The sequence below is a fragment of the Streptomyces sp. NBC_00239 genome (assembly GCF_036194065.1).
GTDB lineage: Bacteria > Actinomycetota > Actinomycetes > Streptomycetales > Streptomycetaceae > Streptomyces.
Genome location: NZ_CP108095.1, coordinates 5,670,987 through 5,690,421 on the forward strand (window position 1 = coordinate 5,670,987; position 19,435 = coordinate 5,690,421).

At 73.4% G+C, this 19,435-nt stretch carries 19 protein-coding genes; 8 read left to right on the forward strand and 11 right to left on the reverse strand.

What is annotated here, in order from left to right:
• Positions 1-65: 65 nt before the first annotated feature.
• A complete protein-coding gene (locus OG764_RS24950) occupies positions 66-239 on the reverse strand; it encodes a hypothetical protein (protein WP_328970654.1) in 174 nt (57 codons plus the stop codon).
• Positions 240-304: 65 nt separating this feature from the next.
• The gene (locus tag OG764_RS24955; protein WP_328970655.1) at positions 305-1,744 is read right to left on the reverse strand and encodes an RNB domain-containing ribonuclease; all 1,440 of its coding nucleotides are present in this window, start codon (positions 1,742-1,744) and stop codon (positions 305-307) included.
• A 125-nt stretch (positions 1,745-1,869) separates the two neighbouring features.
• Here OG764_RS24955 and yaaA point away from each other — a divergent pair, with 125 nt between their 5' ends.
• Positions 1,870-2,670, forward strand: coding sequence for a peroxide stress protein YaaA (gene yaaA / locus OG764_RS24960; RefSeq protein ID WP_328970656.1), 801 nt, complete (start codon positions 1,870-1,872; stop codon positions 2,668-2,670).
• Positions 2,671-3,236: 566 nt separating this feature from the next.
• Here the strand turns inward: yaaA and OG764_RS24965 are convergent.
• Both OG764_RS24965 and OG764_RS24970 read right to left on the reverse strand, forming a co-directional pair.
• Positions 3,237-3,986, reverse strand: coding sequence for a bifunctional DNA primase/polymerase (locus tag OG764_RS24965; RefSeq protein ID WP_328970657.1), 750 nt, complete (start codon positions 3,984-3,986; stop codon positions 3,237-3,239).
• 117 nt (positions 3,987-4,103) lie between these two features.
• Positions 4,104-4,736, reverse strand: coding sequence for a TetR/AcrR family transcriptional regulator (locus OG764_RS24970; RefSeq protein ID WP_328970658.1), 633 nt, complete (start codon positions 4,734-4,736; stop codon positions 4,104-4,106).
• A 209-nt stretch (positions 4,737-4,945) separates the two neighbouring features.
• On the opposite strand from OG764_RS24970, the gene ddaH reads away from it, so the two are divergent.
• A complete protein-coding gene (gene ddaH / locus OG764_RS24975; protein WP_443056037.1) occupies positions 4,946-5,761 on the forward strand; it encodes a dimethylargininase in 816 nt (271 codons plus the stop codon).
• Between the two features lie 390 nt (positions 5,762-6,151).
• Here ddaH and OG764_RS24980 read toward each other — a convergent pair whose 3' ends face one another.
• Positions 6,152-7,153, reverse strand: coding sequence for a small ribosomal subunit Rsm22 family protein (locus OG764_RS24980; protein ID WP_328970659.1), 1,002 nt, complete (start codon positions 7,151-7,153; stop codon positions 6,152-6,154).
• 105 nt (positions 7,154-7,258) lie between these two features.
• Here OG764_RS24980 and OG764_RS24985 point away from each other — a divergent pair, with 105 nt between their 5' ends.
• The 3 genes from OG764_RS24985 to OG764_RS24995 all read left to right on the forward strand — a co-directional run bounded on the left by OG764_RS24985 (position 7,259) and on the right by OG764_RS24995 (position 10,384).
• Positions 7,259-8,065 carry an SDR family oxidoreductase gene (locus OG764_RS24985; RefSeq protein ID WP_328970660.1) on the forward strand — a complete coding sequence of 269 codons (807 nt, stop codon included), beginning with the start codon at positions 7,259-7,261 and terminating at the stop codon, positions 8,063-8,065.
• A 425-nt stretch (positions 8,066-8,490) separates the two neighbouring features.
• Entirely contained in the window at positions 8,491-9,369 is an 879-nt protein-coding gene (locus OG764_RS24990; RefSeq protein ID WP_328970661.1) for a PhzF family phenazine biosynthesis isomerase, read from the forward strand.
• Between the two features lie 433 nt (positions 9,370-9,802).
• Positions 9,803-10,384, forward strand: a complete 582-nt coding sequence (locus OG764_RS24995; RefSeq protein ID WP_328970662.1) for a GNAT family N-acetyltransferase — start codon at positions 9,803-9,805, stop codon at positions 10,382-10,384.
• Positions 10,385-11,282: 898 nt separating this feature from the next.
• Here OG764_RS24995 and efeU read toward each other — a convergent pair.
• The 3 genes from efeU to efeO are packed head-to-tail and all read right to left on the reverse strand — an operon-like array spanning position 11,283 to position 14,738.
• The gene (gene efeU, locus OG764_RS25005; protein ID WP_328970663.1) at positions 11,283-12,242 is read right to left on the reverse strand and encodes an iron uptake transporter permease EfeU; all 960 of its coding nucleotides are present in this window, start codon (positions 12,240-12,242) and stop codon (positions 11,283-11,285) included.
• Between the two features lie 19 nt (positions 12,243-12,261).
• Positions 12,262-13,578, reverse strand: coding sequence for an iron uptake transporter deferrochelatase/peroxidase subunit (efeB, locus tag OG764_RS25010; RefSeq protein WP_328970664.1), 1,317 nt, complete (start codon positions 13,576-13,578; stop codon positions 12,262-12,264).
• A gap of 20 nt (positions 13,579-13,598) precedes the next feature.
• Entirely contained in the window at positions 13,599-14,738 is a 1,140-nt protein-coding gene (gene efeO / locus OG764_RS25015; protein ID WP_328970665.1) for an iron uptake system protein EfeO, read from the reverse strand.
• A gap of 359 nt (positions 14,739-15,097) precedes the next feature.
• On the opposite strand from efeO, the gene OG764_RS25020 reads away from it, so the two are divergent.
• Positions 15,098-15,814, forward strand: coding sequence for a PhzF family phenazine biosynthesis protein (locus tag OG764_RS25020; protein WP_328970666.1), 717 nt, complete (start codon positions 15,098-15,100; stop codon positions 15,812-15,814).
• A 32-nt stretch (positions 15,815-15,846) separates the two neighbouring features.
• On the opposite strand, the gene OG764_RS25025 is transcribed toward OG764_RS25020, so the two are convergent.
• Positions 15,847-16,494 carry a biliverdin-producing heme oxygenase gene (locus tag OG764_RS25025; RefSeq protein ID WP_328970667.1) on the reverse strand — a complete coding sequence of 216 codons (648 nt, stop codon included), beginning with the start codon at positions 16,492-16,494 and terminating at the stop codon, positions 15,847-15,849.
• 218 nt (positions 16,495-16,712) lie between these two features.
• Complete coding sequence (gene map / locus OG764_RS25030) at positions 16,713-17,570, reverse strand: type I methionyl aminopeptidase (protein ID WP_328970668.1); 858 nt, start codon at positions 17,568-17,570, stop codon at positions 16,713-16,715.
• Between the two features lie 60 nt (positions 17,571-17,630).
• Between map and OG764_RS25035 the strand changes: the two genes are divergently transcribed.
• Entirely contained in the window at positions 17,631-17,870 is a 240-nt protein-coding gene (locus OG764_RS25035; RefSeq protein ID WP_328973157.1) for a hypothetical protein, read from the forward strand.
• An 18-nt stretch (positions 17,871-17,888) separates the two neighbouring features.
• On the opposite strand, the gene OG764_RS25040 is transcribed toward OG764_RS25035, so the two are convergent.
• Complete coding sequence (locus OG764_RS25040) at positions 17,889-18,491, reverse strand: hypothetical protein (protein ID WP_328970669.1); 603 nt, start codon at positions 18,489-18,491, stop codon at positions 17,889-17,891.
• A 95-nt stretch (positions 18,492-18,586) separates the two neighbouring features.
• Here OG764_RS25040 and npdG point away from each other — a divergent pair, with 95 nt between their 5' ends.
• The gene (gene npdG / locus OG764_RS25045) at positions 18,587-19,330 is read left to right on the forward strand and encodes an NADPH-dependent F420 reductase (protein ID WP_328970670.1); all 744 of its coding nucleotides are present in this window, start codon (positions 18,587-18,589) and stop codon (positions 19,328-19,330) included.
• The last annotated feature ends 105 nt before the right edge of the window (positions 19,331-19,435 follow it).

The window sequence follows — 19,435 nt, forward strand, 5'->3', positions numbered from 1 at the left end:
TGCGCCTGCCATGCTACCGGCTGCCCCGGGGCCCGCTCGACCTCCACCGGTCCGAGCAGCGGCGCCTACGGAATCACCGCGGTCTCCTCCGGCGGCTGCACCACCCGCTCGAACCCCACCTGCACCTCGTACGAGCAGATCAACCGAGCCACGGTCGACGGCCTCGAAACGCTCACGAGCGCGAGCGGCTGCGCCATCACCGTCACCGGCGGCACCGAAGTGGACCACGCCTCGGGCACCTACAGGGGCGACCGCCGTGGCCGCCCCCGGCACCGGGTCCGGGCGGCCCGGCGGCCCAGGCGCCTCAGGCCGGGGCGAAGAGGATCTTGGCGGTGCCCGGGTCGGCCTGCGTGAGCCGCACCCGGATCCGCTCGCCCAGCGGCACCGGCGAGCCCGACTCGATCCGGCCCACCACCGCGGGCTCCTCCAGGTGCACGGTCCCCACCCGCGGCTCCCGCTCCTTCACGTCGATCACCGTCGCGTCGAAGGTCTCGCCCACCCGGTCCTTCAGCACGGCCGCCTCGACCAGGTCCACGCACTCCCGCTCCACCGTGTTGGCGAGCCTGCCGCCCTCCGCCATCTCCTTCGGCAGGTCCGCCAGCGCGGCCACCGCCCACTCGGGCGGCTCCCGCCCGGCGACCGCCGCCACGCACAGCTCGCCCGCGTACCGGTCCACCAGCCGCCGCAGCGGCGCCGTGCAGTGCGCGTACGGGGCGGCCACCGCCGAGTGCAGCGCCGGGTCGGGGGTCCGGCCGCCCTCGAAGACCGTGTAACCCGCCCCGCGCAGCAGCGCCGTGCACTCCTGGAGGAACGCCGCGTGCCGGGGCACCCGCGGATCCAGGGAGCGCACCAGCTGCGCGTACGGGACGTGGTGCGGCCAGTCGATGTGCAGGGCCGTCGCCGCCCGCCGCAGCCGGCCGACCGCGCCGTCCGGGGCGCTCGGCAGGGTCCGCAGTACGCCGGTGCCCGCCGCCAGCATCAGATCCGCCGCGGCCATCCCGGTCAGCAGCGAGATCTGCGCGTTCCAACCGTCGGCGGGCCGCGGCGCCCGGTAGCTCAGCTCGAACCGTCCGTCCCGCTCGTCGATCTCCTGCTCGGGCACGTTCAGGGACACCCCGCCGCGCTCCGTCTCCAGCGCCTCGCGCAGCAGCCCGATGTCCTTCAGCAGGGCGAGCGGCTCCTCGGCGGTACCTCCGTCGATGGCCCGCTGCACGCCCTCGTAGTCCAGCCGGGACCGGCTGCGCACCAGCGCCCGGCGCACCTCCGTGGCCACGGCCCGGCCCTGCGCGTCGAGGTCGATCCGCCACAGCAGCGCCGGGCGGGTCTGCCCGGGCAGCAGGCTGGCGGCGCCCTCGGACAGTGCGGCCGGGTGCAGCGGCACCTTTCCGTCGGGGAAGTACAGGGTCATCACCCGCCGGTGCACCTCCGCGTCGAGCGCGCCGCCCGGGGTGACGAACGCGGCCACGTCCGCGATGGCGTAGTGCACCCGGAAGCCGCCGCCCGGCCGGCGCGCCAGGTGCACGGCCTGGTCCAGGTCGACCGAGCCCGGCGGGTCGATGGTGAACATCGGCAGGTCGGTGGCGTCCGACTCGGGCAGGCGCGGCTCCCGGGCGGCGCGTTCCGCCTCGGCGAGCACCGCGGCCGGAAACTCAGAGGGCACCTCCAGGCTCGTCCGCAGGTCACGCAGGGCGGCCCGCAGCGGATCCCCGGCTGCGCCGGTCATGTGCATGTGGCGGCGTGGCATGGCCCGAGCCTATGGCCGCCGGGGCGGGGCGGCACGGTGAGCGGGCGACGCGGCGGGGCGGGCGGTTCACCTACCCTGGCAGAGGGGCCGCACCCCCTGCTCGTACGTAATGAAGGAGAACCGCCGTGCTCGTCCTGCTGCCGCCGTCCGAAGGAAAGGCCGCCGGCGGCTCCGGCGCACCCCTGAAGGCCGAGGGGCTGTCGCTGCCCGGGCTGGCCGGGGCGCGCGCGGCCGTCCTCGACGAACTCGTCGAACTGTGCCTGACCGACGAGGAGCGGGCCCGCGACGTGCTCGGCCTCAGCGAGGGCCTGCGCGGCGAGATCGCCAAGAACGCGGAGCTGCGGACCGCCGGCGCCCGCCCGGCCGGCGAGATCTACACCGGCGTGCTGTACGACGCCCTGGGCCTGGCCACGCTCGACGCGGCCGCGCGGGCCCTCGCCGAGCGCTCGCTGCTCGTCTTCTCCGGGCTGTGGGGTGCCGTGCGGGTCACCGACCGGATCCCCTCCTACCGCTGCTCGATGGGCGTGAAGCTGCCGGCGCTGGGCGCGCTCGGCGCGTACTGGCGGGGCCCGATGGCCGAGGTGATGCCGGCGGCGGCCGGCGACGGGCTGGTCCTGGACCTGCGGTCCTCGGCGTACGCGACCGCCTGGAAGCCGAAGGGCGAGCTCGCCGGGCGGACCGCTACGGTCCGGGTGCTGCAGTCGCAGATGGTCGACGGGGTCGAGAAGCGGTCCGTGGTGAGCCACTTCAACAAGGCGACCAAGGGGCGGGTGGTGCGGGACCTGCTGCGGGCGGGAGCGGTCCCTCGGTCGCCGGCCGAACTGGTCGTCGCGCTGCGGGACCTGGGGTACGTGGTCGAGGGGGAGCCCCCCGCGAAGCCGGCGAAGTCCTGGCCCCTCGACATCATCGTCACCGAAATCCACTGACCGCCGACCCATCAGGCTCCGCCGGGGGGGCCGGGGCGCGGAGCCGGAGCGGGGTCCGGGCGGAGCCCGGCAACCCTGCGCACCCTCCAGCCGCCCGGGGTTCGGGCGGAGCCCGCCAGCGCCGCGCCCCCTCCAGCCGCCCGGGGTTCGGGCGGAGCCCGCCAACCCCGCGCCCCCTCCAGCCCCTCCGGCGCTTGAGGAGCGGGTCCGGGCGGGGCCCGGCAACCCTGCGCACCCTTCAGCCGCCCGGGGTTCGGGCGGAGCCCGGCAGCCCCGCGCCCCCTCCAGCCCCTCCGGCGTTTGAGGAGCGGGTCCGGGCGGAGCCCGGTGCCCGGCGTCAGCCGGGTTGCAGTCTTGGGGCTCCGCCCCAAACCCCGCGCCTCAAACGCCGGCGAGGCTGGAGGTTGCGCCCCAAGGCGCCGACGTCGCTGGGGATTGCCCGCCGGGCGGGAGGTGCTGCCAGGGCGCCGACGTCGCTGGGGGTTGCCGGCCGGGCGGCACGTGCCGCCAAGGCACCGGCGAGGCCGGGGTCGGCCGTGGGCAGCCGGCGGGGGCGGGTCGCGGGGTCAGCGGCTGAGGGGCCAGGCGACCGGGTGAGGGTCGTGGTCGGCTCCCTCGGCATGCCGAGCACACGCATCCGTCAGCGTCTCCAACAGCGTCAGCGGATCCGGCAGCGGATACTCCGGCCCCCGCACCCAGGCGACTTCCAGCTCACCCGGCAGCCGCGCCGGCGGCACCAGCACGTAGCTGCCGCGGCAGTGCCACCGCAGCCCCGGATGCTCGTCCATGGTCTCGGGATGGCAGTCCAGTTCGCACGGCCACCACTCGTCCTCGTCCTCGGGCGTACCCCGCGTGGCGGTGAAGAACAGCATGCGCGCGTGCCCGCCGGTGCCGCCGGACTCGGCGACGGGTCCGACGTCGATGCCCGCTGCCAGCAGCCGTTCCAGCGCGCTGACCCCGGCTTCCAGCGGCACGTCCAGCACGTCGTGGACCATGCCGGTCGCGGTGACGAAGTTGGCGTGGGGCTGGTTGCGGGCCCATCGCTCGACCTGGGCGCGGTCGGTGGTCGACTGCGTCTGCCAGGCGAAGGACAGCGGATGCCGGGCGGGCGTCGGACAGCCGATCCGCTCGCACGAACACCGGTAGCCCACCGGATGGGCGGCCGGCGCCAGCGGCATCCCGGCGGCGGCGAAGGCCAGGAGCAGCGCTTCGCGCTCACGGCCGGGGTCGTCGACGGCCGGCTTGCGGAACCTGCCTAGCCACTGGGCGAACCTGCCCTGCTCGCCGCGTTTGTCGCGGCCGGACTCAGACCCCATCAATCCCCTCACCATCACCGTTGCCCCGGCAGACCACCCCATCGTCCCACCATCCTGCGCCCCAGGTGACCGCACTGCCCAAGCCGGAGGCCCGGGAAGCCGGATGTGAGGCGAATGTCATGTCGCGATTCCCCGCAACACCCGGTCCACCAGAGCGTCCGCGTACGCGTGGCTGAGCGGTCCGGTGCGCAGCAGCCAGCGGTGTGTCAGCGGGCCCAGCAGCATTTCCACGGCGAGGCGGACGTCGGTGTCCGGGTCGATCCGCCCCGCCTCCCGGGCGGACCGCAGCCGCTCCTCGTACAGCGCGAGCTGCGGCATGAGGAGTTGTTCGGTGAAGCGGGCGCCGAGCTCCGGGTCGGTGGCGCCGGCGGCGGTCAGCGCGCGGGCGGGTGCCTCGTACGCCGGGTCGGTCAGTTCGTCCACGGTCGCCCGCAGCACCAGTTTGAGGTCGGCGGCGAGGTCCCCGGTGTCGGGGAAGCCGGTCCACTCGCCCTGCGCGGCCGCGTCCCCGGCCAGTGCGAGCGAGGCGTCGAGGAGGACGGCGGCCTTCGACGGCCACCAGCGGTAGATGGTCTGCTTGCCGACGCCCGCCCGGGCGGCGATGGCCTCGACGGTGAGCTTGTTGTAGCCGACCTCGCCGACGAGGGCGAGCGCGGCGTCGAGGATCGCGCGGCGGGACCGCTCACTGCGCCGGGTGGCGTCGGGGGCCTTGGGAACCTGGCCGGGAGGGGTGGAATTGGCGTCGGACATGGCGGAAAACCTAGCGCAAGGCTTCGGACTGTTCTTCGACGGGCAAACCACCCGATCAGTGCACTGTGCCGTGAGCCCCGAGGAGAGACGATTCTCTTCCTGTCTCTCCATGCGATCGCCGCGATTCCTGCGATCGCCGCGATTCCTGCGATCGCTGCGATTCCTGCTTCTCTGTCTCTTCCTGGTCCGTGTCCCGTGAGGAGCCGTACGTGCACCGAGACGCAACACCCCGCCGCTACCTGATGTGCCCACCCGTGCACTTCAGGGTCAGCTACTCCATCAACCCGTGGATGGATCCGGCCAAGCCGGTGGACCTTCAGCTCGCCCTGACCCAGTGGGAGGACCTGCGCGACCGCTACCGGTCCCTCGGGCACACGGTCGAACTGCTCGACCCGAGGGCCGGGCTGCCCGACATGGTCTTCGCCGCCAACGGTGCGACCGTCGTCGACGGGCGGGTGCTCGGCGCCCGCTTCGCCTACCCGGAGCGGGCCGCCGAGGCGGAGGCCCACCTCGAATGGTTCCGCGCGCACGGCTTCACCGACATCCACGAGCCCTCGCACATCAACGAGGGCGAGGGGGACTTCGCCGTCACCGCCACGTACCTGCTGGCCGGCCGGGGCTTCCGGTCCAGTCCGCTCTCGCACGACGAGGCGCAGGAGTTCTTCGGCCGGCCCGTCATCGGCCTCGATCTGGTGGACCCGCGGTACTACCACCTGGACACGGCGCTGTGCGTGCTCGACGGCGACGAGGTCATGTACTACCCGCAGGCGTTCTCGCCGGGCAGCCGGGCGGTGCTGCGGCACCTGTTCCCCGACGCGCTGATCGCGACCACGGCCGATGCGGAGGCGCTCGGTCTGAACGCGGTGTCGGACGGGCGGCACGTGCTGCTGCCGCAGGCTGCCACGGGGTTGTTCGAGCCGTTGCGGGCTCGGGGCTTCGAGCCGATCGGCATGGACCTCGGGGAACTCCTCAAGGGTGGCGGCAGCGTCAAATGCTGCACCCAGGAACTCCGCCCCTGCCCCTGACCCCGCCCCACGGTGGTGGCGCCACGTGGTGTGGCGCCGCTTCCGGCCTTGCCGGTGCCCTGGGGGCAACCCCCGGGCCTGTCGGCGTTTGAGGCGCAACCCCCGGCCTGTCGGCGTTTGAGGCGCAACCTCCGGGCTTGTCGGCGCTGCGTGCGGCGATTCCAGCCTCGCCGGCGTTTGAGGCGCGGGGTTTGGGGCGGAGCCCCAAGACAACCCGGCTCCGCCGGGCACCGGGCTCCGCCCGGACCCGCGCCTCAAACGCCGGCGAGGCTGAGAGTTGCCCCTCGGGCAGCCGGCGGGGCTGAATATGCGCGCCACGGTCACCCGGCGAGGCCGTTGCCCCCAGGCACCCGGCGGGGCCCCAGAGCAGCGGGGGTGAGGGGTGGCTCCCTAGTCTGCGGGGGGTGGGGGCCAGGGGGCGCCCCAGGCGGTGTCGCGGGCGGCTTTGTAGAGGGGGCCGTGGCGCTTGGTCACGTTGGTGCGGGTGAGGCCCTCGGACTCGGGGCCGCACAGTTCCAGCAACACCAGGCCCTTGCGGATCTGCGGCTTGCGGATGATCCGGGCGGCGGCCGGGACCGCCGGCAGCCGCGTGGCCGCCACGTAGCTGAACTTCTCGTCCTCGTAGGCCAGGGTGCCGCCCTTCACCTGACGGTGCAGCGAGCTACGGCTGACCCGCGCCGAGAAGTGGCACCAGTCCTCGCCGGGCACGATCGGGCAGGTGCCGTCGTGCGGGCAGGGGGCCGCGACCCGCAGGCCCGCGGCGATCAACCGGTCCCGCGCCTCGCGGATGCGCAGGTACCCCTCCGGAGTGCCGGGTTCGATGATCAGCACCGTGCCGGCCTTCGCGGCGGCCTCCGCCACGACCGCGTGCCGCGCGTCCTCCGTCAGCTCGCCCAGCACGTACGAGACGGTGACGAGTTCCGCTTCGGGCACCTGGAGTCCGCTGCCGATGACGGCCTTGCGCCACACCGCCTCGCGCAGCACCTCGGAGCCCGATGCCTCGGCCAGCTCCCGGCCCAGGGCGAGGGCCGGCTCGGCCCAGTCGAGGACCGTGGTCGCGCGCGGCCCGTCCCAGGTGGCGTCGACCGCCCAGGTCGCCGCGCCCGTGCCGCCGCCGACGTCCACGTGCGAGGCAGGCGCCCAGCCGGGCAGCGCGTCGGCGAGCCCCGCCAGCGCGGACCGTACGGCCTCGAAGGTGGCCGGCATCCGGTACGCGGCGTACGCGGCCACGTCGGAGCGGTCGCGCAGCACGGGCGCGTCGGTGGGGGTGCGCCCCCGGTAGTTGGCGATCAGCCGGTCGACGGCCTGCGCGGCCTGCTTCGGCGGGAGGCCGTCCAGCAGGCCGGCGAGCGCGGCGCGCAGTGCGTCGGCGGTGGGGGCGGAGAGGTTCACCCGGAGAGTTTAGTCCGTCCCGCGGCTGTCACGGACGGCTGCCGGTGCTCTCAGCTGGTGGAACGTCCCCGGCCCGGCACGGCCCGTCCCGTACATTGCCGCCCCATGGACAACAGCGGGAAGAAGATCGCGGTGGTCACCGGCGCGGGCTCCGGAATCGGACGCTCCGTCGCGGTGGCGCTGGCCGCCGCCGGCTGGTCGCTGGCCCTGGCCGGACGCCGGCCGGAACCCCTGCGGGCGACCGCCGAAGCGGCGGGCGCGGCGGCGGCCGAGGCGGTGGGCGAGGCGGCCGGGCAAGCGGTCGGCGCGGCCGAGGTGCTGTGCGTACCGGCCGACGTGAGCTCGCCGGACGACGTGGCGGCGCTGTACGCGGCGGTGCGGGAGCGCTTCGGGCGCCTGGACCTCCTCTTCAACAACGCGGGTACCTTCGGGCCCGGCGGCGTACCGGTCGAGGACCTCGGGTACGAGGACTGGCGGCAGGTCGTCGACGTCAACCTCACCGGTGCGTTCCTGTGCGCGCAGGGCGCGTTCCGGTTGATGAAGGAACAGGACCCGCAGGGCGGCCGCATCATCAACAACGGCTCCATCTCCGCCCACGTGCCGCGCCCGAACTCGATCGCGTACACCGCCACCAAGCACGCCGTCACCGGCCTGACGAAGTCCCTGTCGCTGGACGGCCGCCGCTACCGGATCGCCTGCGGCCAGATCGACATCGGCAACGCGGCCACGGACATGACCGAGCGGATGCAGAGCGGAATCCTCCAGGCGAACGGGCAGCTGGCGGTGGAGCCGGTGATGGACGCGGGGGACGTGGCGCGGACCGTGGTGCACATGGCGGGGCTTCCGCTGGAGGCGAACGTGCAGTTCGCGACGGTGATGGCCACGGCCATGCCGTACATCGGACGGGGCTGACGGGCGGGGCCCCCGGCCCCCTCCAGCCTGGCCCGCGCCTGGGCCGGTCGACCCCCGGCCTCGCCGGCGCCCTGCGCCACAACTCCCGGCATCGCCGGCCCTTGGGGCGCGGCCCCGGGCTTGTCGGCGCTGCGTCCGGCAAATCCCAGCCTCGACGGCGTTTGAGGCGCGGGTCCGGGCGGAGCCCGGTGCCCGGCGGAGCCGGGTTGTCTTGGGGCTCCGCCCCAAACCCCGCGCCTCAAACGCCGGCGGGGCTGGAGGTGGTCCGGCGGGGCTGGAGGTGGTCCGGCGGGGCTGGAGGTGGTCCGGCGAGGCTGGAGGTGGTCCGGCGGGGCTGGGAGTGGTGCGGCGAGGTTGGAAGTGGTGCGGCGGGCCTCAAGGGGGTGCGCGGGAATGTGGGGTGACCGTGGTCGGTTGCCATGATCATGACCTTTACTGACGTGCTGCGTTACACCGCGTTTTCCTCGGACCCCGAGGGCGGCAACCCCGCCGGGGTGGTCCTCGACGCGACCGCGCTCGACGCCGCCGCGATGCTGCGGATCGCCGCGGACCTGGGCTACAGCGAGACCGCGTTCCTGACGCCCCGGCCCGACGGCGGCGACGGGCCGGGCGGGCGGGGGTTCGGCGTGCGGTACTTCAGCCCCAAGGCGGAGGTGCCGTTCTGCGGGCACGCCACCGTGGCCGCCGCCATCGCGGTCGCCGAGCGCACCGGCCCCGGCGACCTGGTCTTCGTGACCTCCGTCGGCGAGGTTCCGGTCACCGTGGCCCGTACGGCGGACGGGCGGCTGCGCGCCACCCTGACCAGCGTGCCGCCGAAGGTCGAGGACATCGACCCGGCCGACCTCGCCGAGGCCCTTGCCGCGCTGGACTGGGCGGCCGCCGACCTCGACCCGGCGCTGCCGCCCCGGATCGCCTTCGCGGGCGCGCGCCACCTGGTGCTCGGCGCGGGTACGCGGGCGCGGCTCGCGGATCTCGCGTACGACTTCGGGCGGCTGGAGGCGTTGATGCTGCGGCTGGACCTGACGACGCTGCAGCTGGTGCATCGCGTCGGGGCGACGGACTTCGACGTACGGGATCCCTTCCCGGTGGGCGGGGTCGTGGAGGACCCGGCCACGGGGGCGGCGGCTGCGGCGTTCGGGGCGTATGCGCGGGAGTTGGGGCTGGTGGACGCGGACGCGGACTCGGTGCTCACGCTTCGGCAGGGCGTGGACATGGGGCGGCCCGGTGTCCTTACCGTCGAACTCCGTGCGGGTGACCCCCGCATCCGTGTCTCCGGCGAAGGCACCGCCATCCCCACCACCTGACCCGCCCGGCCGTCGGCCCGCCCCGGCCGTCGCCGTCCCCGAGGCCTTGCCCTTGCCCTGGGGGCGCGCCCCCAGCCCTGCCGGTGCCCTGGGGTGCAACATCCAGCCTCGCCGGCGTTTGAGGCGCGGGGTTTGGGGCGGAGCCCCAAGACTGCAACCCGGCTCCGCCGGCCACCGGGCTCCGCCCGGACCCGCTCCTCAAGCGCCGGAGGGGCTGAGTGGCGCGGGGTTGCCGGGCTCTGCCCGGGCCCGCTCCTCAAGCGCCGGAGGGGCTGGGTATTGCCGCCGAGGCTGAAGGCGCCCCCCGGGCAGCCGGTGGGGCTGAAGGTGCCCCCGGGCAGCCGCCGAGGCTGAAGGTGCGCCGCGGGCAGTCGGTGGGGCTGGGAGTTGCTGCCCGGACTGGATGGCGCGCCCCGGCGTGTTTACTGGTGGGATGCGGGTCGTGCGGTGGGTTGAGGGCGGGGTGCCGGCGGGGTTGCGGCGGCAGGTGCTGGAGCTGCAGGACGACGCCTGGCCGCCCCCGGGCGGCATCGCGTCCGACGGGCCGAGCCACGACCCCCTGCTGCACCCCGTCTCGCTGCTGCTCGTCGACGACACCGGCACCGTGCTGGCCGCCCTCGACCTGCTCCACAAGGAGCTCCGGCACGCCGGGCACGGTTACCGCGTGGCGGGGCTGAGCACCGTGGTCACCCGTGCGGCGGTCCGCGGCCGCGGACACGGGCGCAGGCTGGTCACCGAGGCCCGCGCGGTGCTGGCCGCCGACCCGGCGGTGGACCTGGCGCTGTTCACCTGCGACCGCCCCCTGGTCCCGTTCTACGCGGCGGCCGGCTGGGCCGAGGTGCCCGGCGCGGTCCTGGTCGGCGGCACCGCCGAGGACCCCTTCCCCAGCGACGCGCCCGGCTTCGACAAGGCCGTCATGGGCGGCTTCTTCTCGGAGCGGGCCCGCGCGCACCGCGCGGACTTCCCGGACAGCCGGATCGCCCTCCACCCCGGCACCGTCGATCGGTTGTGGTGACCACGGGCGGCGGCGCCGCCTTCACGCGCCCTTGGCCGCGATCAGTCCGTTCGTGCGGCTGAGGAACAGCACCCGGGCCTCCGGACGCCCGGCCGGCGGGACCGTCACGGCCTGCGCCGACACCATCTCGCGGATCAGGGTGTCGGTGGAGGTGCCCGTCATGATCGCCTTCACCGTGTCGTTCAGCGGCAGCTTCGGATTCTTCACCGACCTGTCCAGCTTCATCTGCTCGAAGTGGCGCGAGGCGAAGAAGACCAGCGCCCCGCCGTCCTTGGTCCGCAGCCCCACCGGCGCGTACGAGCCGGTGTCGGCGGGCTGGTCCAGGTACTGGGTGGTGAAGCCGGGGCGGTAGGCGTCCCGGGCCCGTACGGCCCGCCGCCCGGTGGTGTGGGTGCCCGGCGCGAAGCCGTTCGGCACCCCGTCCGACAGGTAGCGCCCGTAGCGCTTGCTCAGCTCGCCCACCGGTATGGAGAGGTCACGGGCCTGCGGGTCGACGGGCTCGGCCCAGCCGTCCTTGTCGGTCTTGAAGACGGGCATCGTGCCGGCCGCGAGGTTCAGCACGTAGGTGACCTTCCAGGGCCGGTCCGTCGCCTCCTTGTTGAAGACGAGCGCGACCCGCCGGTCGGCCTTGTCCGTGCCCTCGTCCCGGTTGCTGTCGGCGTCGGCCACGAACCAGCGCGGCCAGCCGGCCTTCTTCGGGATCACGAATTTGGTGTCGGTGAGCTCCAGCGGCTTGAAGTCCGGGTTCCCGCCCGGCTTCGCCACCCGACCGGCCCGCAGACTGGCCTTGCGCCGGTCCCCGTAGGGACCGGCGACGACCGAGTCGATCAGCTTCGCGTCGTAGGCCTGCTCGGCCCGGTTGTAGGTGGCGAGGAAGGCCTTCAGCGTCTGTGCGGCCTCAGCCCTGGACGCCGTCGGTACCGGGGTTTCCTCGCCCCGCACCGTCGTGCACCCGCTCGCCGTCAACGCCAGCACCGTCAGTGCCGCCGTCATGACCGCCGACTGCCTCAGCCTGCTCATGGCTACTCTTCTGCCCCTTCGCCCCCACCGATCGCCGTCCGAACCCTACCGGGGCCAGGAACAGGGCGAGCGCCGGGACCAGGTAGAGCGCCCACACCGTCACCTGGAGCACGGTCGGGTCCGGCTGGAAGTTGAACGTGCCCTTCAGCAGCGTCCCGTACCAGCTGTCCGGCGGGATCGTGGCGCTGATGTCGAACGCCTTGTCCTGCAGGCCGCCGACGAAGTCCGCCTCCTGCAGATCGTGCACGCCGTACGCGAGCACACCCGCGGCGACGACGACCAGCATCCCGCCGGTCCACGTGAAGAACTTGGCCAGATTGATCTTCAGCGCGCCGCGGTAGAACAGCCAGCCCAGCACGACCGCGGAGGCGATGCCGAGCAGCGCCCCGGTCAGCGGCGCGTTGCCGTCGCCCGCCGCCCGCACCGAACCCCACACGAACAGCGAGGTCTCGATGCCCTCCCGGCCGACGGCCAGGAACGCGGTGGCGACCAGCGCGCCCGTGCCCATGGCCAGCGCCGCGTCCAGCTTGCCGTGCAGTTCGGCCTTCAGGTGCCGCGCGGTGCGCTTCATCCAGAAGACCATCCACGTCACCAGGCCCACCGAGATGATCGACAGACTGCCGCCGATCAGCTCCTGCGCCTTGAACGTGAGCTCGTGGGTGCCCCAGGTCAGCACCGCGCCGAAGCCCAGGCTGAGGGCGCAGGCGATGCCCACGCCCGCCCAGAGGGCCGGCAGCCGGCCCTTGTGGCCGGTCTTGACCAGGTAGGCGACGAGGATGCAGACGACGAGGCTGGCCTCGAGCCCCTCGCGCAGGCCGATCAGATAATTGCTGAACACGCTGTGTCCTCCGCGTCCGCTACGAGAACAGCGCCCGGCCCCACCAGTCGCCCGTGTCGCGGACGCCCGGCGGGACGGCGAAGAGTGCCGAACCCACGTGCTGGATGTATTCGTTCAGTACGTCGTGGCGGGCCAGCCGGCGCTGCACCGGGATGAAGCCCTTGCGCACGTCGCGCTGGTACGCGAGGAAGAACAGGCCAGCGTCGAGCCGGCCCAGGCCGTCGGTGCCGTCCGTGAAGGAGTAGCCGCGGCGCAGGATGGTGGCGCCGTCGTTGGTGTCCGGGTGCGCGAGACGGACGTGCGCCTCCGGCTTCATCGCCTTCAGGAACGGCTCGTCGCGCTCCTTGGACTTGCCGACCGGCGCGCCCTCGGCCTTGTCCCGGCCGAAGATGTCCTCCTGCTCCTGGAGCGGAGTGCGGTCCCACGTCTCGATGTTCATCCGGATCCGGCGGGCCACCAGGTACGAGCCGCCCGCCATCCACGCCGAGGCGCCCGGGGCGTCCTTGGGGGAGACCCAGACGTGCTTCTCCAGGGCCTCGGTGTCGGTGCCCGAGACGTTCCGGGTGCCGTCCCTGAAGCCCATCATGTTGCGGGGGGTCTGCTCGTCCGGCGTGGTCGAGGAGGTCTTGCCGAAGCCGAGCTGCGACCAGCGCATCACGACCTTGCCGAAGCCGATGCGGGCCAGCTGGCGGATCGCGTGCACCGCGACCTGCGGGTCGTCCGCGCACGCCTGCACGCAGATGTCGCCGCCGGAGCGGTTCGGGTCCAGGTTGTCGCCCGGGAACAGCTCCAGGTCGACCAGCGCGTCCGGCCGCCGGTCCTCCAGGCCGAACCGGCCCTTCGCGAACAGCGAGGCGCCGAAACCGACCGTCAGCGTCAGCCGGGACGGCTTGAGGCCGAGGGCCTCGCCGGTGTCGTCCGGCGGGGCCTCCGGCAGACCGCCGACCGCGCCCTCGCCGACCGGCAGGCCCGCGGCCATCCGCTCGGCGGCCCGCGTCCACTCCTTCAGGAGCGCCACCAGCTCGGCGCGGTCCTTGGTCTTCACGTCGAACGAGGCGAAGTGCAGCCGGTCCTGGACCGCGGTGGCGATCCCGGCCTGGTGCGCGCCGTGGAAGGGCACCGCGGCACCCGTCAGGGCGGCGGGCACCGGGTCGGAGCCGCCGGTGAGGGCGGCCACCGAACCGCCCGCGGCGGCGGCGCCGAGCGCGAGGCCCGCGCCGCCCCAGCCCAGCACGGACCGGCGCGAGGGTGCAGCAGCGGACCCGGCAGGCGCGCCGGCGGTCCCGGCGTCCACTGCGGTCCCGGCGTTCTCGGGCTGTTCAGGCTTCTCGGACATGTCGTCGCCTCCTTCGTGAACTACTTGGCGACCGCGGCAGCGAGCTTGGACAGCGGCTCGGCCAGCGCGTTGACGCCGTCCGAGAGCACCTTGCGGTCGGCCTGGGAGACCTTGTCGTAGGAGACGAAGGAGAACTCGTCCTTGCCGACGCGGTGCTTCTCCAGCAGGTCGAACAGGGCGTTGAACTCGGTGTTCAGCTGCTTGGCGAGCGCCGGGTCCTTCACCTTCACGACCGGCTCCAGCAGGGTGAACGCCTCGCGCGCACCTTCGACGTTGGCCTGGAAGTCGACGAGGTCGGTGTGGCTGTAGCGCTCTTCCTCACCGGTGACCTTGCCGGTGGCGACCTCGTCGAGGAGCTCCTTGGCGCCGTTGGCCATCGAGGTGGGGGTGATCTCGGCCTTGCCGACGCGCTTGTTCCAGTCGGTCAGGTCGGCGAGGAGGGTGTCGGCGAGCTTCTTCTCGGCGTCGCCGATCTTCTTGTCCTGCCAGAGGGCCTTCTCCAGCTTGTGCCAGCCGGTCCACGCCTGGCCGGCCTCCAGGCCGTCCTCGCGGACGTCGACCTTCGGGTCGATGTCGCCGAAGGACTCGGCGACCGGCTCGGTGCGCTCCCAGCCGATGCGCGAGTCGGCGTACGCCTTCTTCGCGGCCTCGATGTCGCCCGCCTTGACGGCGTCGGTGAAGACCTTGACCTTCGGCATGGTCTCGTCGGCCTGCTGCTGCACGTACGTGCGGTACGCGGCGACCGCCGCGTCCAGCTCCGGGCTGCGCTTGGCAGGCGCGGCGCCGCCGGTGGCCTTGACCTGCTGGCGGATGCCGTCGCCCTTCATGCCGGGCTTGCAGGCGATCTCGTAGTCGCCCGCCTTGATCTCGGCGGTGATGGTGGCCTTGGTGCCCGGGCCGATGTTCTCGCGCTCGGTGACGATGCGGCCGTCCGGGAAGAGCACGTAGACCTCGGTGACCTTGGAGCCCTTGTTCTCCACGGCCAGCTGGACGTGGCCGGAGGGGAACTCCGTCTTGGAGACCTCGCAGGACTTGTCCGTGGCGGTGACCGTGATGGCGCCGTCGCCCTTGCCGTCGCTCTTCTCGGCGCAACCGGTGAGGGCGGTCAGTGCGGCCACGGTGGCGGCTGCGGTGACGACGGAGAAGCGGGCGGGTCGCATCAGAAGGCTCCTGGCGGGTGGGCATGAGGCCGCCCCGGGGGCGGGGCTGCCGGTGAGGCGGACCTAACTTAACCGAGGCTTACCTGACCGATACCCACCCGTCCAGTGATTCAGCTCTCACCTTTCGCATCCGGACACGGGGCCGTCACAGCGGCTCCATGGTGACCCCATGCTCGGGTCAAGGGATGGTCAAGGGGCCTGTGCCGGCGGGGAAACCGCCCGGGCTACGGGCTCCCGGACCGGAACCACCAGAGGTGGTGCGCGAGCACCCCCATGGTCTGCCTGGGCGGGCCGTTTTCAGCCTCCCCGGCGCCTTGCGGCGCACCTCAGCCTGCGGGCGGGCGTGTTTGAATGCGCGCGTGAATGATCTCGACGTGCTCCGGGTGTTCTGCGCGGCCAACGGCCGCCACGGCAATCTGCTGGCCGTCGTACGCGACGGCCGCACCTGCCCCGACCTCGCCTCCCGCCAAGCGCTCGCCGCCGAACTCGGCTTCAGCGAAACGGTGTTCGTGGACGACCCCGAACGCGGTGTCGTCGACATCCACAGCCCCGGCCTGCGGATGCCCTTCGCGGGCCATCCGCTGGTCGGGGTCGCCTGGCTGCTGGACGTCGAGGAGCTCAACCCGCCGGTGGGCGAGGTGTGGGCGCGCGACGACGGCGAGTTCACCTGGATCACGGTCCGCGCCGACTGGGTCGAGGGCAAGCGGACCCGGCAGTACGCGAGCGCCGCCGAGGTGGTGGCGCTGCCCGGCCCCCCGCCCGGCGAGGGGTGGCTCTACGCCTGGGCCTGGGAGGACGAGGCCGCGGGCCGGGTCCGCGCCCGCGGCTTCCCGCGCCGCCCGCACACCTGCGGCCGTACGGACGGCTCCTGCGGCGGCGGGGCCTGCCCCGGGATCATCACCGAGGACGAGGCCACCGGTTCGGCGGCGCTGCTGCTGACGGCCGAACTGAACCGCGCCCTGAACATCGTCCAGGGCGCGGGCTCGCAGATCCTCACGGCACCCGGACCCGACGGCACGATCGAGATCGGCGGCCGGGTCCGCTTCGCCCCCGCGGGGCAGGACGCCGGGAGCTGAGCCCGCCGAGCGCCGGGCGTCCGCCCCGCGCGTCACGCGCTCAGCGGGAACTCCGCGCCGAGTTCGCGGAAGACCGCGCCGTTGAAGTCGAAGGCGCGCTTGCACTCGTCGACGATCCGCTGCTTCTCCAGGTCGTCCACCGGCACCGCGTCCAGCAGCTCGCGGTAACCCCGCTTGAACGCGGCCGGGTTGGCGACGGCTTCGAACACGTAGAAGCGCACGCCGTCGCCCTTGCGGTCGAAGCCCCAGGTGCGCTCGGCCTTGTCCCGGATGATCTGGCCGCCCGAGAGGTCGCCCAGGTAGCGGGTGTAGTGGTGGGCGATGTAGCCGCCCGGCCAGTGCGCCGCACAGTGCGCTATCCGTGCCGCGTACGCCTCGGTGGCCGGCAGCGCCACGGCCGTCTCGCGCCAGTCGGGGCCCCGCAGGTGCGCGAGGTCGCGTTCCAGCTCGGCAACCCGCATCAGCTCCGGCTGGATGAAGGGGCCCGCGACCGGGTCGGCGCGCAGGGCCTCGGCCGCGTCCTCCAGCGCCCGGTACACGAACCACAGCTGCTCGGTGTAGCGGGTGTACGCGGCCACGCCGAGTCTGCCGCCGAGCAGGTCCGTCATGAAGGTCGAGGTCTCCGCCTCGGTGTGCTGCTCGTGCGAGGCGACGCGGATGACCGTAGAGAAGGCGTCCAAGACGGACCTCCAGGGGCCGATGGGACGGGAAAGGGCGGATCGGGCGGGCCGGCACACCGTGCCGCCCCGCCCGATCTTCCTGCTTAGGCTTACCTAAGTCAATGTGTTCCCGACGTCCTGTCGGTATCTCTGTCCATTCAAACCGGCTTCATGCCGGCCCGCACCACGAAAGTGCGATCGCGGGGTCGTCGTCACGGGTCGTCGTCACGGGGTCGCGATCACGGCAGCGTGAGGATCTCGGCGCCGGTCGCCGTCACCACGAGCGTGTGCTCGAACTGCGCGGTCCGCTTCCGGTCCTTGGTGACCACGGTCCAGCCGTCCTCCCACATGTCGTACTCGTGGGTGCCCAGCGTCAGCATCGGCTCGATGGTGAAGGTCATGCCGGGCTGGATGACGGTGGTCGCGTGCGGGCTGTCGTAGTGCGGGATGATCAGGCCGGAGTGGAACGACGAGTTGATGCCGTGGCCGGTGAAGTCCCGGACCACGCCGTACCCGAAGCGCTTCGCGTACGACTCGATGACCCGGCCGATGACGTTGATCTGGCGGCCCGGCTTGACCGCCTTGATCGCCCGGTTCAGGGACTCGCGGGTGCGCTCCACGAGCAGCCGCGACTCCTCGTCCACGTCACCGCACAGGTAGGTGGCGTTGTTGTCGCCGTGCACGCCGCCGATGTACGCCGTCACGTCGAGGTTGACGATGTCGCCGTCGCGCAGGACGGTCGAGTCCGGGATGCCGTGGCAGATGACCTCGTTGACGGAGGCGCACAGCGACTTGGGGAAGCCCCGGTAGCCGAGCGTCGACGGGTAGGCGCCGTGGTCGCACATGTAGGCGTGGGCGACCCGGTCGAGCTCGTCGGTGGTCACCCCGGGGGCGATCAGCTTGGCGGCCTCCTCCATCGCCTGCGCGGCGATCCGGCCGGCGATGCGCATCGCCTCGATCGTCTCGGCCGACTGCACCTCCGGTCCGGTGTACGGAGTGGGCGAGGGCTTGCCCACGTACTCGGGCCGGCGGATGTTGCCGGGGACGGAACGGGCGGGAGAGAGCTCCCCTGGTACGAGCAGCGACTGGCCAGACATGCATGCGAGTGTATCGAGCGGGGATCGGGCAGCATGGCGGCAGAGGATAAGGAGCACGCGATGGCCCTGTTCAAGAAGCGCCAGGTCGGCAAGGCCGGCGAGTGGTACTACTGCCTCGTCCACCAGAAGGTCGAGGAAGGCCCGGAGTGCCCGGCCAAGGACCGGTTCGGCCCCTACGAGACCCCCGAGGAGGCCTCGCACGCCATGCAGACCGCCCAGGAGCGGAATCTGGAGTGGCAGAACGACCCGAAGTGGAACGACAAGTCCCGCGACGGGGAAGACGGCACCACCACCTCCTGACGGTCCGGCGCGCGCCTCCTACCAGCGGCTCGGCGGCGGGGCGGTCAGCTGATCGGCGAGCCGTGACAGCCGGTCCCGGAAGCGGCGCGGCGCCCGCTGTGCCGGCAGGCTGTTCTCCCCGGCCGCCGCACTCACCAGGTGCTGCACCGTGTCCAGGTCCAGCCCGGCGGCCGGCGGCACCGACAGCGCGTCGTGCGCCAGCGCCGCGAGCTCGGCGTCCCCGCCGTCCAGGGACAGTACGGTCGCCCCGGCCCGCCGGGCGCGGTGGACCCGCTCCAGCAGCCCGCCGCCGGGCGTCTCCGGCGCGACCACCAGCAGGGTCTCCCCGCGCCGCGCCGCCTCCAGCCGGCCCAGCCCCACCGACAGGTGCGGCGGCTCCCCGGGCCGCACCCGGTGCCGCACCAGGGTCGGCGCCAGCTCCGGCTGCCCCGACCAGGCGGCCTCGTCGACCAGGTGCGCGGCCAGGTGCCAGGGCTCGTACTGCTCGGTGCCCACCAGCAGCAGCCCGCCGCCGGCCGGCGCCACCGAGGACCGCAGGCCGCGCGCGAACCGGCGGGCCGCCCCCGGCCACTCGGTGCCGGCGAGAACCTCGCGCAGCAGCGCAACCCGTACGGCGTCCATGAAGCGGAATCCTGCCCCACGGGCGGTGGCCGGGGGAACAGTTGTTGCGCCTTCACCCATTCGGCCGCGGCGACGGCGGCAGTAAGGTCGGGGCCATGACTTCCACCGACAGCGCCTCCGCCGGCGCCGCCCCCCAGCAGCCGGCCGAGGCCCCCGCGAAGGCCCCCGCGAAGGACCCCTGGGAGCTCCCCGACGTCTCCGGCCTGATCGTCGGCGTCCTCGGCGGCACCGGCGACCAGGGCCGGGGCCTCGCGTACCGGCTGGCCCGGGCCGGCCAGAAGGTGATCATCGGCTCCCGCGCCGCCGACCGCGCGCAGGCCGCCGCCGCCGAGCTCGGCCTCGGCGTCGAGGGCGCCGACAACGCCGAATGCGCCCGCCGCAGCGACATCGTGATCATCGCCGTGCCGTGGGACGGCCACGCCAAGACCCTCGAATCGCTGCGCGAGGAGCTCACCGGCAAGCTCGTCGTCGACTGCGTCAACCCGCTCGGCTTCGACAAGCAGGGCGCCTACGCCCTCAAGCCCGAGGAGGGCAGCGCCGCCCAGCAGGCCGCCGCCCTGCTCCCGGACTCCCGCGTCACCGCGGCCTTCCACCACCTCTCGGCGGTCCTGCTCCAGGACGAGTCGATCGACGAGATCGACACCGACGTGATGGTGCTCGGCGAGGTCCGCGCCGACACCGACCTGGTCCAGGCCCTGGCCGCCCGCATCCCCGGCATGCGGGGCGTCTTCGCGGGCCGTCTGCGCAACGCCCACCAGGTCGAGTCCCTCGTGGCGAACCTGATCTCCGTCAACCGCCGCTACAAGGCCCACGCAGGCCTCCGCGTCACCGACGTCTGATCCCTCCGCCGCCGGTGCCCGGGCCTCCGCCGCATGCGCCGTCCGGGTCCCCGCGCACCCGGCGTCCGGGCTCCGTGCGGCCCGGCGGCCGGGCCCTTACGGAAA

What these genes read in the sequence shown, in the direction of transcription:
- OG764_RS24955 (WP_328970655.1), bottom strand. Translation starts at nt 1,744, where the DNA reads ATGCCACGCCGCCACATGCACATGACCGGCGCAGCCGGGGATCCGCTG.
- OG764_RS24965 (WP_328970657.1), bottom strand. Translation starts at nt 3,986, where the DNA reads ATGGGGTCTGAGTCCGGCCGCGACAAACGCGGCGAGCAGGGCAGGTTC.
- OG764_RS24970 (WP_328970658.1), bottom strand. Translation starts at nt 4,736, where the DNA reads ATGTCCGACGCCAATTCCACCCCTCCCGGCCAGGTTCCCAAGGCCCCC.
- OG764_RS24985 (WP_328970660.1), top strand. Translation starts at nt 7,259, where the DNA reads ATGGACAACAGCGGGAAGAAGATCGCGGTGGTCACCGGCGCGGGCTCC.
- OG764_RS24990 (WP_328970661.1), top strand. Translation starts at nt 8,491, where the DNA reads ATGACCTTTACTGACGTGCTGCGTTACACCGCGTTTTCCTCGGACCCC.
- OG764_RS24995 (WP_328970662.1), top strand. Translation starts at nt 9,803, where the DNA reads ATGCGGGTCGTGCGGTGGGTTGAGGGCGGGGTGCCGGCGGGGTTGCGG.
- efeB (WP_328970664.1), bottom strand. Translation starts at nt 13,578, where the DNA reads ATGTCCGAGAAGCCTGAACAGCCCGAGAACGCCGGGACCGCAGTGGAC.
- efeO (WP_328970665.1), bottom strand. Translation starts at nt 14,738, where the DNA reads ATGCGACCCGCCCGCTTCTCCGTCGTCACCGCAGCCGCCACCGTGGCC.
- map (WP_328970668.1), bottom strand. Translation starts at nt 17,570, where the DNA reads ATGTCTGGCCAGTCGCTGCTCGTACCAGGGGAGCTCTCTCCCGCCCGT.
- OG764_RS25035 (WP_328973157.1), top strand. Translation starts at nt 17,631, where the DNA reads ATGGCCCTGTTCAAGAAGCGCCAGGTCGGCAAGGCCGGCGAGTGGTAC.
- OG764_RS25040 (WP_328970669.1), bottom strand. Translation starts at nt 18,491, where the DNA reads ATGGACGCCGTACGGGTTGCGCTGCTGCGCGAGGTTCTCGCCGGCACC.
- npdG (WP_328970670.1), top strand. Translation starts at nt 18,587, where the DNA reads ATGACTTCCACCGACAGCGCCTCCGCCGGCGCCGCCCCCCAGCAGCCG.